At 32.8% G+C, this 14,493-nt stretch carries 11 protein-coding genes; 7 read left to right on the plus strand and 4 right to left on the minus strand.

Annotation, left to right across the window (positions count from 1 at the left end; genetic code table 11):
- Positions 1-10 precede the first annotated feature (10 nt).
- The 7 genes from JBL43_RS13240 (at position 11) to JBL43_RS13270 (ending at position 9,166) form a co-directional block, all read left to right on the plus strand.
- On the plus strand, positions 11-1,252 hold the full coding sequence (locus JBL43_RS13240; protein WP_198841894.1) for a TolC family protein: 1,242 nt from the start codon (positions 11-13) through the stop codon (positions 1,250-1,252).
- Positions 1,253-1,339: 87 nt separating this feature from the next.
- Positions 1,340-1,726, plus strand: coding sequence for a DUF302 domain-containing protein (locus JBL43_RS13245; RefSeq protein ID WP_198841895.1), 387 nt, complete (start codon positions 1,340-1,342; stop codon positions 1,724-1,726).
- A gap of 50 nt (positions 1,727-1,776) precedes the next feature.
- Positions 1,777-2,370 (plus strand): DUF3347 domain-containing protein, encoded by a 594-nt coding sequence (locus tag JBL43_RS13250; protein ID WP_198841896.1) that lies wholly within the window; start codon positions 1,777-1,779, stop codon positions 2,368-2,370.
- A 55-nt stretch (positions 2,371-2,425) separates the two neighbouring features.
- Complete coding sequence (locus tag JBL43_RS13255) at positions 2,426-4,936, plus strand: heavy metal translocating P-type ATPase (protein WP_198841897.1); 2,511 nt, start codon at positions 2,426-2,428, stop codon at positions 4,934-4,936.
- An 18-nt stretch (positions 4,937-4,954) separates the two neighbouring features.
- Positions 4,955-5,434, plus strand: coding sequence for a DUF305 domain-containing protein (locus JBL43_RS13260; RefSeq protein WP_198841898.1), 480 nt, complete (start codon positions 4,955-4,957; stop codon positions 5,432-5,434).
- 1 nt (position 5,435) lies between these two features.
- On the plus strand, positions 5,436-7,208 hold the full coding sequence (locus JBL43_RS13265; protein WP_198841899.1) for an efflux RND transporter periplasmic adaptor subunit: 1,773 nt from the start codon (positions 5,436-5,438) through the stop codon (positions 7,206-7,208).
- Complete coding sequence (locus tag JBL43_RS13270) at positions 7,208-9,166, plus strand: heavy metal translocating P-type ATPase (RefSeq protein ID WP_198841900.1); 1,959 nt, start codon at positions 7,208-7,210, stop codon at positions 9,164-9,166. Before JBL43_RS13265 ends, JBL43_RS13270 begins: the two co-directional genes overlap by 1 nt.
- 482 nt (positions 9,167-9,648) lie before the next feature.
- On the opposite strand, the gene JBL43_RS13280 is transcribed toward JBL43_RS13270, so the two are convergent.
- The 4 genes from JBL43_RS13280 to JBL43_RS13295 all read right to left on the minus strand — a co-directional run bounded on the left by JBL43_RS13280 (position 9,649) and on the right by JBL43_RS13295 (position 14,451).
- Positions 9,649-10,827 carry a WG repeat-containing protein gene (locus tag JBL43_RS13280; RefSeq protein ID WP_198841901.1) on the minus strand — a complete coding sequence of 393 codons (1,179 nt, stop codon included), beginning with the start codon at positions 10,825-10,827 and terminating at the stop codon, positions 9,649-9,651.
- A gap of 525 nt (positions 10,828-11,352) precedes the next feature.
- Positions 11,353-12,642, minus strand: a complete 1,290-nt coding sequence (locus JBL43_RS13285; RefSeq protein ID WP_198841902.1) for a toxin-antitoxin system YwqK family antitoxin — start codon at positions 12,640-12,642, stop codon at positions 11,353-11,355.
- Positions 12,643-12,866: 224 nt separating this feature from the next.
- The gene (locus tag JBL43_RS13290; protein WP_198841903.1) at positions 12,867-13,091 is read right to left on the minus strand and encodes an L-histidine N(alpha)-methyltransferase; all 225 of its coding nucleotides are present in this window, start codon (positions 13,089-13,091) and stop codon (positions 12,867-12,869) included.
- A complete protein-coding gene (locus JBL43_RS13295) occupies positions 13,084-14,451 on the minus strand; it encodes a mercuric reductase (RefSeq protein ID WP_198841904.1) in 1,368 nt (455 codons plus the stop codon). Before JBL43_RS13295 ends, JBL43_RS13290 begins: the two co-directional genes overlap by 8 nt.
- Positions 14,452-14,493 lie beyond the last annotated feature (42 nt).

Here is a 14,493-nt window from a genome sequence, read left to right on the forward strand (position 1 = left end):
AAAAATGACAATGAAAAACTATAATATGCAAATCGTTCTGAAATCAGTATTTCTACTTTGTTCTATATTCTTTGTTCTTAAAGGAAATGCACAACAGTTGGAATTACTTATTGATGACGCATTAAAAAACAGTCCTGAAATCCAAAAATTCGAATTGCAATATGGCATTGCTTCTGAAAAAATAAATGAAGTTAACGCGATTCCAAATGCTGAATTTTCCGTTGGTTATTTTGTTAGTGAGCCAGAAACGAGAACAGGTGCACAACGTTTCAAAGTGTCTGCCAAACAAATGATGCCTTGGTTTGGCTCAATTACGGCAAGGGGAAATTATGTAAGCTCTTTGGCCGATGCTAAATATGAGGATATTGTAATTGCTAAAAGAAAATTAGTCGCCTCTGTTTCGCAATCCTATTACAATTTGTATGCTAATAGGGCAAAGCAAAAAGTGTTGATGCAAAATATTGAATTGCTCGAAACTTACGAAACGTTGGCTTTGACTTCTGTTGAAGTAGGCAAAGCGTCAGCAGTAGACGTATTGCGATTACAAATGCGTCAAAATGAGTTAGAACAACTTAAAGAAGTATTGGTACAACAATATTTAGGGGAGCAAACAGCACTCAATAAATTGTTGAACCGTGATAAAGATATTGTAGTGAATGTGGTTGAAGAACTAACTATTCCATCTGAAACCGACTTAATCAATACAGAAAATTTATCCCTACATCCCGAATTGATTAAATATGACAAACTCTACCAATCGTTTGAGCAGTCCGAGCTATTAAATCAGAAGGAAAGCCTTCCTATGATTGGTTTTGGGTTGGATTATGTGAATGTTGACAAAAGACCAAATATGGATTTTAGCGATAACGGAAAAGATATAGTAATGCCAATGGTGTCGGTATCAATACCAATCTTTAACAAAAAGTATAAATCTCAAACCAAACAAAACGAATTACAACAGCAGGAAATAACTTCACAAAAACAGGAACGATTGAACAAACTGGAAACCGTTTTGGATAAAGCCGTGAACGATAGAATTTCTGCAAGAATCAGTTACAAAACGCAAACGAAGAATTTGAAACAAGCTAATGATGCCGAAGAAATATTAATTAGAAGTTATGAAACAGGAACGATTGATTTTAATGACGTACTAGACATTCAGGAATTGCAATTGAAGTTTGAAATGAACCAGATTGAATCTGTTAAAACCTATTATGTGCAATCAACGATAATTAATTATTTAACGGGTTAAAACATTTTTTAAACAAGTTAAAGAAATTGTAAAAATCAAACTTACTTAAGTAAAAATCAAATTATTAATTCTAAAAATTAAAAAATTATGAACTACTATTTTAACAAAACAATCAAAGGTACTTTTGAAGACGTTATCGATAAAGTTACTAAAGGATTGAAAGATGAAGGTTTTGGTATACTCACAGAAATTGATATAAAAGAAACCTTAAAGAAAAAACTGGATGTAAACTTTAGAAAGTATAGGATTCTCGGAGCTTGTAACCCTCCCTATGCACATAAAGCGTTGCAAGCAGAAGATAAAATTGGAACCATGTTGCCCTGCAATGTTATTGTACAGGAAATTGAAGAAGGAGTTATTGAGGTAGCCGCAATAAACCCAATGGTATCAATGCAGGCCGTAAAAAATGAAAAATTGAACGCTGTAGCCAATGAAATAACTTCGATGCTGGAAAATGTAATTGAAAAATTATAAGGCTTTAAAAAAAAGGATAAATAACAAATCATAAACTTAAATCAAATAAAATGAACTTTTCGAAGAAAAATCACGAACTCAGAAACAACAATAAAAATGTTGTGAGTAAAAAAGTAAAATTAACAATACCAATTATGGTGATGGTTTTTGTATGCCTAACAGTAATATCTTGTAAAGACAATAAAAAGGAAAACTCAGCTGATACGATGCACTCTGAAATGAACCATGACACAGAGCAAAGTGTAAAAGCAAACTTTAACGATGAAAAAACGGCATCAGTATATCAGCATTATATTCATATTAAGACTGCCTTGGTAAATTCAAATGCTGCCGAAGCACATTCTGGTGCGAAGATTTTAATTGAAAATACAGATAATGCTGCATTGAAAACTGCGGTTTCAATGATTGCGGATTCTGATGATATCGAAACCCAACGAAAAGCATTTTCCGATGTAACTGCTCAAATAGAACCGCTCTTAAAAGAGGCATTGTCATCTGGAAAAATATATAAACAATTTTGCCCAATGGCATTTGATAATACTGGAGGATATTGGCTATCTAATAATAATGAAATACAAAATCCATATTATGGTAAAAAGATGCTTAAATGTGGAAAGGTTACAGAAACCATTGAAAAACTATAAAGTAAATGGTAAAACCATAGTTTGACTCTATTATTATATTAAAACTTAAAACAAAATGAAACATACTTATCACATACATGGAATGACGTGCAACGGTTGTCGTAGTCACGTTGAAGAAACACTTTCAAAAGTAATAGGAGTTTCAAAAGCTGCCGTTAATTTAGAAAAGGCAGAAGCAACTATTGAAATGGAATCACATATTCCGATTGAAAAATTTCAAAAGGCTTTAAAAAATGATGGAGGTAGTTATAGTATCCATAAGTTAGGGGAACAACATCACATGAATGAAGAAAAAGATGTATTACCAAAAGGAAAGGGTACAGGAACGTTTTATTGCCCCATGCATTGCGAAGGCGAAAAAACCTATGACAAAGCAGGCGACTGCCCTGTCTGTGGAATGGATTTAGTGGAAGAACAAAATCTATCAGCGACAATAACAGAGCAATGGACCTGCCCAATGCATCCAGAAATTGTAAAAGATGAAGCGGGCTCATGCCCTATCTGCGGAATGGATTTAGTACCTATGCAACCCGACCAATCGGCAGAAGAAAAAACCTATCATAAACTATTAAAAAAGTTTAAGATTGCAGTGGTATTTACATTGCCAATTTTTTTAATGGCAATGAGTGAAATGCTTACGAACAATCCGTTATATGATATAATGGAGCAAAAATATTGGAATTGGATTCAGTTTGGATTCTCTATCCCAGTTGTTTTTTATGCTACATGGATGTTTTTTGAACGTGCCTATAAAAGTATAAAAACGTGGAACCTCAATATGTTCACACTCATTGGTATTGGTGCAGGAGTGGCTTGGTTATTTAGTGTGTTTGGTATGCTTTTTCCAGATCTTTTTCCGAGTCAATTCAAAACGGAATCTGGTGCGGTACATGTGTATTTTGAAGCAGCTACCGTCATTCTAACTCTGGTTCTTTTAGGACAACTTTTGGAAGCAAGAGCACATAGCAAAACCAATTCAGCGGTAAAAGAGTTACTAAAATTAGCACCTAACAAAGCATCAAAAATAGTTGATGGAGAAGAAATTGAAGTAAGCATTGACGCCATAAAATTAAGTGATATTCTGAAAGTAAAACCTGGAGACAAAATTCCTGTGGATGGTGTAATAACTGAAGGAAATACTACTATTGACGAGTCTATGATTTCTGGCGAACCTATTCCGGTAAATAAATCAGAAGGTGATAAAGTAAATAGTGGAACAATTAACGGTAACCAATCTTTTTTAATGCAAGCGGAAAGAGTAGGCAGTGACACCTTACTTTCTCAGATTATTCAAATGGTTAATAATGCGAGTCGAAGTCGTGCACCCATTCAAAATTTAGCAGATAAGGTGTCTGGATACTTCGTGCCGGTTGTGGTAATAATTTCTTTATTAACTTTTACTGTCTGGGCTATTTGGGGACCAGAACCTGTTTATGTTTATGCGTTTGTAAATGCCATTGCCGTATTAATAATTGCATGTCCCTGTGCATTAGGATTGGCGACTCCAATGTCCGTAATGGTTGGTGTGGGTAAAGGAGCTCAAAACGGCGTATTGATTAAAAATGCTGAAGCTCTTGAAAGACTCGACAAAGTAGATACATTAATCATTGATAAAACAGGAACAATTACCGAAGGAAAACCGACCGTTGAAAAAATAGGTGCGTTCAATAACAATTTGAGTGAAACTGAAATACTTCAATATATAGTGTCATTAAATAGTAATAGTGAACACCCATTAGCAGAGGCTACCGTTAAATATGGTAAAGAGCAAAATACTAGTCCTGAAGCTTCTGGTTTTAAATCAGATGGGTTTAGTGCAGTAACTGGTAAAGGTGTTGAAGCCACTATTAAAGATAAAAAAGTAGCATTAGGTAATCCTAAAATGATGGAATATGCCAACGCAGAGATAACCTCAAAAATGAAAGCAGAAGCTGAAACTTATCAAAAACAGGGAAAAACGGTTTCTTATTTATCGATAGATAAGATAGTTGTTGGTTATGTAGTCATAGGTGATAAAATAAAAAAAACTAGTGCAAAGTCAATTGCGGACCTTCAAGGAAGAGATATTGCAGTAATTATGCTTACAGGCGACAATCACGATACAGCACAAGCTGTAGCAACAGCACTCAACCTTACCGATTTTAAAGCAAGTATGCTACCTGAAGACAAACTTAAAGTGGTAGAGCAATTGCAAAAAGAAGGTAAAATAGTTGCTATGGCGGGTGATGGTATTAATGATGCACCAGCCTTGGCAAAAAGTGATGTTGGTATTGCCATGGGCACGGGTACAGATGTGGCTATTGAAAGTGCAATGATCACCTTGGTTAAAGGCGATTTACATGGAATCGTTAAGGCCAGAAATTTAAGTCACGCCGTTATGAAAAACATAAAGCAAAATCTGTTTTTTGCACTTATATATAATACAATAGGCATACCTATTGCAGCAGGAGTTTTATTTCCGTTTTTTGGAATCTTATTATCACCGATGATTGCGGCTTTAGCAATGAGTTTTAGCTCAGTTTCTGTCATAGCGAATGCGTTACGATTAAGAACAATTAATGTTTAACTACTAAATCAAATTCGAATGGAAAATTCAAAACAAAAATCAAATACAAATTACACCACATTCTTTTTTATGTTGGGTGGTTCATTTATAGCAATGTATATGACAATGTACTTAAATACTTATTCAATAGACCATGTGTATTTTAGTTTAACTCGATTTTATATGACCTGTTTAGGAATTTCAGCAATGGCAGTGATAATGCTGCTCTTTATGCTGAAAATGTATAAAAACAAAAAGAAGAACCTAGCTATTCTTGTTGGAAGTTTTGTATTGTTTGTTGGTGCATTAGGTTTGGTCAGAGCACAAAGCCCCATTGTAGGAGATATCTTTTGGATGAAAGCAATGATTCCTCATCATTCAATTGCCATCTTAACAAGTGAAAGAGCAGATATACAAGACCCAGAAGTGAAACAATTGGCAGAGAACATAATTAAAGCTCAACGAAAAGAAATTGAGGAAATGAAAGCAATGATAAAACGATTAGAAAACAATAAATAGAATGAAAAAATATGCAATTTATATCGGGATATTGGTCACAGGGCTACTATTGGGATGGGTCATTTTTGGTAATTCGTCCAATAAGGAAACGGAGCATAATCATAACGAAGTAGCAGAAGCCAATCAAATGTGGACCTGTTCAATGCACCCACAAATTATGAAATCAGAACCAGGCGATTGCCCGATTTGTGGCATGGAATTAATTCCTGCCGAAAGTGGTGCGGATGGTCTGCTGGCAGACCAATTTAAGCTCACTGAAAACGCAATGGCCTTGGCTAATGTTCAGACTTCCATTGTTGGCAATGGTAAAGTGAACGATAATACTATAAAATTATCTGGGAAAATTGTTGAAAATGAAGAATCTAACGCAGTCCAAGTAAGCTACTTTTCAGGAAGGATTGAACGGTTGAATGTGAGTTTTACTGGAGAAGAAATTCGTAAAGGGCAATTATTGGCCACCATTTATTCGCCTGAATTATATGCTGCTCAACAAGAGTTGTTGACAGCATCTTCTTTAAAAGAATCTCAACCTGCTTTGTATAAAGCTGTAAGAAATAAATTGAAACTCTGGAAACTTTCTGAAAGTCAAATCAACAACATTGAAACATCAGGTAAAGTTTTAGAAAATTTTCCTGTTTATGCGACTGTTTCAGGTACGGTATCAGAAAAGTTGGTTGAGCAAGGAGAATCTATAAAACAAGGACAACCACTATTAAAAATAGCCAATCTCAATACAGTATGGGCAAATTTCGATGTCTATGAAAATCAGATTTCTTTATTCAAAAAAGGACAAGAAGTAACCATAATAACGAATGCCCATTCCGATAAGAAATTCAAAGGTATAGTTTCATTCATAGACCCTATATTAAATACAAAAACAAGAACCATAAAATTAAGAGTCGTACTAAATAATACAAATAATGCCTTTAAACCAGGAATGTTTGTTGAAGGTAAAGTTGAGGGAACTACTTCCTCAAAAAAGGAAATTTTAAATATTCCATCCACAGCTGTTTTATGGACTGGAGAACGATCGGTTGTTTATGTAAAAACAAATCCTAACCAACCCATTTTTGAAATGAGAGAAATAAAATTAGGCATTTCAATAGGAGATAACTATGAAGTGTTAAGTGGATTGGAGAATGGTGAAGAAATAGTCACCAATGGAACTTTTACAATTGATGCCGCAGCACAATTAAAGGGTAAAAAGTCAATGATGAATAAAGAAGGTGGAAAAATAACTAGTGGACATGAAGGGCATATAGGAAAAGAAACTTCAAACACCGATAAAAAAACTGACCATTCTGAAATGAATGAACGAATTAAAGTGTCTATAAAATTCCAAGAACAATTAAAAAGTGTTTATGAAAACTACATAAATCTAAAAGATGCATTGGTCAATGATGACTCTAAAAAGGCAAAAGAAGCAGCCACGACTGTTGTTAATAGCTTGGGGGATATTAACATGAAATTGTTATCTGATAAAAATTCCCATAGTGATTGGATGAAGTTAGAAAGTGAAATTAAGACGGTAGCGAATTCCATTGCCTCTGAAACAGAAATCAATAAGCAAAGAAGTCATTTTGAACAATTATCTTTACACTTAATAAGTGCTGTTGAATCATTTGGCGTTAACGAAAAAGTGTATCGACAATTCTGCCCAATGGCAGATAATAATAAAGGTTCGTATTGGTTAAGTAAAGAAGAAAAAGTATTGAATCCTTACTTCGGTAAAGTAATGCATAACTGCGGTAATGTAACTAATGTTATAGAATAATGAGAAAAAAGAAAATCAATTTAAGAGATTTAAAAACCAGTTCTGAAAAAGAACATAGTCACGATGATGGTCATAATCATAGCAGTCCAGAGGAAGTTTTCAAATTTAAAACCTATTTGCCTGCCATTTTCAGTTTTGTAATCTTGATTATTGGAATAGCTATGGATTTCTTTGATGTATCATTTTTTAAAGATTGGGTGCGTATTATTTGGTATGTAGTAGCATATCTTCCCGTAGGTTTTCCAGTAATAAACGAAGGTTGGAAAAGTATAAAAAATGGCCATTTTTTTACGGAATTTCTCTTAATGTCCATTGCCACAATAGGTGCATTTGCCATAGGCGAATATCCCGAAGGTGTTGCTGTAATGTTATTCTATGCTGTTGGAGAGTTATTTCAAAACGCCGCAGTCAACCAAGCAAAGTCAAACATCAAAGCATTGCTAGATGTGAGGCCGAATGAAGCTTTGGTATATCGCAACAGTAATTATATTTCTGTAAATCCAGAAACGGTTGAGATTGGCGAAAAAGTACAAGTACGAGTTGGAGAAAAAATCCCATTGGATGGTATTTTACTTTCTAAAAAAGGCTCATTCAATACAGCTGCCTTAACAGGCGAAAGTAAACCAGATACCATTGCAAAAGGTGAAGAAGTTTTTGCGGGAAGTATTAATTTGGATGGAGTCATAGAAATTGAAACGACCAAGGAGTTTAAGGACAGTTCTATTGCCCGAATTCTAGATATGGTGCAAAATGCCACTGCACGAAAATCAAAAACAGAATTGTTTATTAGGAAATTTGCACGTATTTACACACCTATTGTTGTATTCTTGGCGATTGGTGTTACCTTAATACCTTACTTTTTTGTAGAAGATTATGAATTTAAAGATTGGTTGTATCGAGCATTGATTTTCTTGGTTATTTCTTGTCCTTGTGCCTTAGTAATATCTATACCCTTGGGCTACTTTGGTGGATTGGGGGCAGCTTCAAAAAATGGTATTCTATTTAAAGGAGCTTCTTTTCTAGATGCAATGACCAAAATAAATACCCTAGTTATGGATAAAACGGGAACCGTTACTAAAGGTGTATTTAAAATCAAAGAGATTAAAGCGATTGGTTGGGATGAAAAAGAGTTTATGAAATACCTCATGGCCATGGAAGAGCAATCTACACATCCTATTGCCAAAGCAATCTTGGAATACAAAGCTGAAGGAGAAGATTTTGAAGCGACCGAAGTATCAGAAATAGCGGGAAAAGGTTTAAAAGGAACAGTAAATGGTAAAGGCGTACTGGTCGGTAACGAAGCCTTAATGACGGCTAATACTATAGAAATTTTAGCGGAAACAGAAACAATTGTAGAATCAATTGTTTTAGTAGCAATTGATTCTACATTTGCTGGCTATGTGGTTATTGCAGATGAATTAAAAGAAGATGTAAAAGAAACTATTATCAATCTACATAAAGTTGGTATTACCAATATTATAATGCTTTCTGGAGATAAAGATTCTATTACACAAAAAGTAGCATCCGAATTAAATATTCAAAAAGCCAAAGGAGGTTTGTTACCAGAAGACAAACTAAATGAAGTGGAATCTTTAAAACGAAATCAAAAAAATAAGATAGCCTTTATCGGAGATGGTATTAATGACGCACCAGTTTTAGCAGCTAGTGATGTTGGCATTGCAATGGGAGGTCTAGGAAGCGATGTTGCCATAGAAACCGCAGATGTGATTATTCAGACAGACCAACCATCAAAAGTAGTAAAAGCCATTAAAATAAGTCGCTCCACTCGAAAAATCGTGTGGCAAAATATAATACTTGCATTTGGTGTTAAGATAGTTGTTTTAATATTAGGGGCAGGTGGACTGGCTACAATGTGGGAAGCAGTATTCGCAGATGTTGGAGTGGCTTTGTTAGCAATATTAAATGCCGTGAGATTGCAAAGAATGGAATGGAAATGAAATTGTTTAAAATCAACAGTCTCTATAAATTCAATAGCCCGTAAACAGAAACAAAAGAGCAAAGAAGTAATTTTGAACAATTATCGTCACACTTAATAAGAGCCGTTGAATCATTTGGTCTTAATCAAAAAGTGTATCATCAATTCTGACCAAGGCAAATGATGAAAAAGGAGCCTATTGGTGAAGCAAAGAAGAAAAAGTATTGAATCCTTACTTCGGTAAAAAAATGCATAACTGCGGTATTGTAACTCGTATCATAGAATGATAATTTAATAACAAATTTACGATAAAATCAGACTAAATTTTTACTAAAGGAAAACAATAGGATACCTTCTTTTGGCAACTAATCACCTAAAAATAAATAATGTTTTCAGAGTTTTTAAGATAATGTATCTTTACATAATCATTCTTATTCTTGATTGGGTACTATCTCTTTTTGAAGGATAATAAGTTTCAATTTATTTTAAAAAATAATTGATAGGCTAATTCTGCATCGTATTGTATTCTTTTTCGGTTACCTCATTACCTTTAGAATCAAAAAAGTAAGGCTTATCATTTAGTTTCATTTTCACATATGTATTACTAAAATAATAAGTATCTGCTTCATCATAAATTATAGGGATAACAATTTCCCCATTTGCGTTTATAAATCCGATTTTATCTTTCACTTCTACCCTAGCTAATCCGTTTTCAAAACCAGTAACACCATCATAATGTAATGGAATTACAAGTACTCCGGTTCCATTTATAAATCCATATTTATTTTTAATTTTCACGATTGCTCTATTTCCTAAAAATGGATGGACCTCATCATAACCAACAGGCGTAAATACTTTTTTATTTTCTAAATTGATAAAGTATTCATCTTGATTCCAACTCTTTTCTACTAAAAACAAACCATTGCTTGAGGCCGTATGTTGGGCATAAGAATATTCAATTGGTATTATCACTTTTCCGTAGTAATCAACAAATCCATACTTATCCTCTTTTTTTACTCTAAAAAGTCCATTTTTATAAGCAAGCACTTCGTCGTATATCATTGGAACCACTATGTTACCCAAACTATCAATTACACCGTGCATACTATGGCGTTTATTTTTAATAGTATTATGAGTTAATGGTTGCTTATATCCATAAGCTAAACCCTTGCTAAAACTAGACAGATCTATATATTCACAAGGAATAATTGATTCTCCTTTACGATTTATATAACCGTAAAATTCGTTCTTTTCAACTTTAATCAATCCATTTTTATCATCCAATCTGCCAAGCTCATCATATTTTGTAGTTGTAATTTTAACACCATTAAAGTCATAAACTTCCCATTGCTCATCTTTTTTTAGTCTGAACAGTTTTTGTTCTTCCCACATTTGAGCTTCATCATAAATGGGTTTGACAATTTCTTCTCCTTTGGTATTGATATACCCTTGATTTAATAGATAACTATAATCATCTTCTTCAATTCTTATTTCTGCTACATGAGCAATGCCATATTCAAAATCTGAAACATAAGCATAGTTATAGTTGGTTAACTCTTTTCCATCGTTACTAAGCAAGGCATATTTACCATTGTCATCCTTTTTAAAATAAGACAACGTATCTTTTTGGGCGAAACAATTTAAGGTAATACCAATAAGAAATAGAATAAGTGTTTCTTTCATTTTTATAGGTTTTAATAACTAGAAATAGTTTAATGTAATATGATATAAAAAATGTATTTACATTTAAATCTGATAACGAAAATCTTTTAATGAATCACTAACATAACTGTTGACAATTACTTGTCCATCAATAATAGCCCATATTAATGGTGCAAATACAAAAAAAAGATACTATATTTTACTATTTTATTTGACACCTCTTTGGTAAAAAAGATTATAAGGTATACAACTAAATAATAAACAAAAAGAATTCCAGAACCAATACCTAGTATCTGCATCCATGTCCCCATAACTAGCATAACTATTGTTACTTTTAATAATATGCCCATAATTATTAAGATTATTCTTATTTTAATAAGCTACTGCCATTCATAAGGTAATACTTATTATTTATCAAAAGTAGACGTAATCTATTTCTAACCAAATTATCAATGTTTATTTGTTGGGTTAATTTATATTTACATGATTACAAGAACAAAAAAAACCACTAAAAGTGGTTTTTATGTAAGCGTCTGATCTCATGAATTATTTTTTCATTTTCTTATGTATTTGTTCAATAAGTTCTGTTGTAGAACTATAGGTGTCATCATTTTTTTTGGCAATTCTAATGGCTTCTTTTGCCAAAATTAAAGCTTGCTTATAATTGCCAGTTTTAAATAATAAGGCAGCATAGGTATCCGTATTAAAATAATCTTTATCTAGCTCTATAGAACGCTTAACCATCTTAATTCCTTTTTGTAGTATAGCTGCATCTGTTTCATTCTCATAGATATCCCAAGCCATATTATTAAGTTCAAATGCATCATTCCAGTCAATTTCTTCACCATTAACAAATTCTATGGTTGAAACTAATTTATTATTAGCATCATATTCTTTTATGGTTCCTTTACCCGCTTTCAATGTTCCTTTATCCAAGGTTTTTCCATTTTCATCAAAGTAGGATATTACTTCAACAATTTTACCTGCTTTCCATAATTGGACCCTTTTTATTTGGCCATTATCATAATAAGAAGTCCATTTTCCATATTTCCTATCATTTAAATAATTACCTATTTCAATAACGTTACCACTCTCATTATAAAATTTCCATTCACCATTTCGATTATTTCTATAATAATTTACACTTTCTACTGTAGCATCACTTGCAGCTTCAACAGCATCACCTGCGGCTTCAGCAACCGTCTCAATAGCACCTTCTTCTACTTCAACATATTCTATTATTTCTTCCTCTTCAGTCTGTTCAATCTGATTAGAAGCATCAATAACCGCATCTTCTCTTACAACTGTATTACTATTTTCATCATTGTTTTCCCATTTGCTTATTCTGACATCTTCCTTATAGTTTTCAATCTTAAATAATTGCCCAGATTCAGTATAGTAATTCCATTGACCATGCTTTTTTCCATGTGAATAATTACCTTCTAGTTTTTCCTGCCAATTGTCATATTGTTGTTTCCAAGGACCATCCTTTTTTCCATTATCATCAAATCCTCCTGAAACCATAAGTCTACCATTATCATAATATATTTCATTTCTATATATTATCCCACTATAATACCTTGTCACTTTCTTAGTTGTACCATCATAATAATACTCCTTCCAAGTTCCTATTTTTTTTCCATTTTCATAAGATCCATATTCTTTAAGTTCTCCATTTTCATAAAAGGTTTTATAAGTTCCTGTTTTCTCACCATTATCATCAAGAATAATTGTAGTTTTTACATTGCCATTATCCCAATAGGTTTGTTCTTCTTGTGCATTTAAACTCATAGCCAAGCAACCCAAAATAATAATTAAGATTCCGTTTTTTTTCATTTTTCGATTTGATTACGTTTTAATAACCTTTTTGTAAGGTGATTATTGTTTTAATAGAAGGTGAAATTAGTTAATGCTTATCAACTGTCAAGTAGTAAATGTATATTTGTTTGTATTGAGTCTATAATCGTTTTAAGCCAGTTGTATATAAGAACTTCTTTTTTTATAATTAAGGTCTATGATCGCCAATTTTCAATGACTTAACTTATGTGATTTTTTAAAAGTTATGATTTAATCAATAATGAATCAATAAAATAATGTTTACTATCTAAAAAGTGCTTATTAATTCTAAAACCACTTTGTTCAGCAAGATGATCTAATTCAACTAAACTATATTTTTTTGATAATTCTGTCCATATCAATTCATCATTAGAAAAATTAAAACGCTTATTTAACTTTTTAAGCAGTACTTGTAGATCACCTCCGTCTTTTGCAAATGTATTATTCATCTATAGCTTTTAGTTTTTCTAAAGTGGTTGGTATTAGTTCTGAAATGGTAGGATGCAATACCACAGAATCTCTTATTAATGTATAGGTTTTTTTAGCATACATCACGTTTAAAATACTGGTAACAACTTCGTCTCCGCCTGTTCCTAAAACACAAGCACCAATAATTTGATCAGTATCTGCGTCTACCAAAATACTCATAAAACCATAGGTTTCCGCTTTTTCTTTGGCCCTAGCAATTCTAGACATTTCGCGTTTGCCTTCCAATACATTTATTCCTTTAGATAATGCTTCTGCTTTTGTCATTCCACAACGACCTAAAGGTGGATCTACAAATAATCCATATGTAGAAATTCTATCAGAAATTTTTCTTCTTTTATCAGCAAATAAATAATTTTCAACGATTTGATAGTCATTATATGCCGTATGTGTAAAAGCTCCTTTTCCGTTACAATCTCCTAATGCAAAAATGCCTTTTACATTGGTTTCGCAATAGTCGTTTACATTTACAAACCCCCTTTCATTTACGGAAATAGTTGTGTTTTCTATCTTTACAATGTCAGTATTAGGTTTTCTACCTATGGCTAACAACAAATGAGATCCTGAAACTTCAATATCATCATTTATTTTTAAAGAAACTTGATTACCATTATATGAAGGTGTTATCTTTTTTGCATTAAAAACAAATTCAATACCATCAGCTTTTAAAAACTTTAGAATTTCATCGCTAATAGCGATATCTTCTCTACTTATTATACGCTCACCGCGTTCTATAATAGTTACTTTACTTCCAAAACGCTTAAATATCTGTCCAAATTCCAATCCTATATAACTTCCACCAACAATAATAAGGTGCTTTGGAAGCTCTTTTAAGTTTAAAACAGAGACATTGGTTAAGTGCGGAATGTCTTTATATTCATCAGGGACAAATGCTCTTCCACCGATATTAATAAAAATTTCATCAGCTGTTAAAATTTCATCATTTACACTTACTTCATTATCGGAGATAAAATGAGCTTCCCCTTGAAAGAAATGAATATGTTTATTATTTTCAATGGCACTATGTATACCTTGCACTGACTTTGCGATTAAGGCATCTTTTCTATCTTTTATGGCATTCATATTGGCTTTAAAAGAGCCTTCAAAATCTACACCAACATCATTACTATGTTTAATATCCCACATTCTCCGGGCACTGGCCACATAGGTTTTAGTTGGGGTACAACCCACATTTAGACAGGTACCTCCAACTTGTGTTTTTTCTATAAATGCTACTTTCTTACCTTTTGATGCTAATGAAAAAAGCAATGGTGTACCCGCTTGACCCGAGCCTATAATAATACTATCAAATTTTTGTTTCATATTTTAATTTTATATTGTGCTATTTTAAAGTTGAAATAGCTT

Origin of the sequence: Aureibaculum flavum (genome assembly GCF_016406085.1) — a bacterium.
In the GTDB taxonomy this organism is placed as follows: domain Bacteria; phylum Bacteroidota; class Bacteroidia; order Flavobacteriales; family Flavobacteriaceae; genus Aureibaculum; species Aureibaculum flavum.

Coding starts and splice junctions, on each gene's coding strand:
- JBL43_RS13240 (WP_198841894.1), top strand. CDS start 11: ATGAAAAACTATAATATGCAAATCGTTCTGAAATCAGTATTTCTACTT.
- JBL43_RS13245 (WP_198841895.1), top strand. CDS start 1,340: ATGAACTACTATTTTAACAAAACAATCAAAGGTACTTTTGAAGACGTT.
- JBL43_RS13250 (WP_198841896.1), top strand. CDS start 1,777: ATGAACTTTTCGAAGAAAAATCACGAACTCAGAAACAACAATAAAAAT.
- JBL43_RS13255 (WP_198841897.1), top strand. CDS start 2,426: ATGAAACATACTTATCACATACATGGAATGACGTGCAACGGTTGTCGT.
- JBL43_RS13260 (WP_198841898.1), top strand. CDS start 4,955: ATGGAAAATTCAAAACAAAAATCAAATACAAATTACACCACATTCTTT.
- JBL43_RS13265 (WP_198841899.1), top strand. CDS start 5,436: ATGAAAAAATATGCAATTTATATCGGGATATTGGTCACAGGGCTACTA.
- JBL43_RS13270 (WP_198841900.1), top strand. CDS start 7,208: ATGAGAAAAAAGAAAATCAATTTAAGAGATTTAAAAACCAGTTCTGAA.
- JBL43_RS13280 (WP_198841901.1), bottom strand. CDS start 10,827: ATGAAAGAAACACTTATTCTATTTCTTATTGGTATTACCTTAAATTGT.
- JBL43_RS13285 (WP_198841902.1), bottom strand. CDS start 12,642: ATGAAAAAAAACGGAATCTTAATTATTATTTTGGGTTGCTTGGCTATG.
- JBL43_RS13290 (WP_198841903.1), bottom strand. CDS start 13,091: ATGAATAATACATTTGCAAAAGACGGAGGTGATCTACAAGTACTGCTT.
- JBL43_RS13295 (WP_198841904.1), bottom strand. CDS start 14,451: ATGAAACAAAAATTTGATAGTATTATTATAGGCTCGGGTCAAGCGGGT.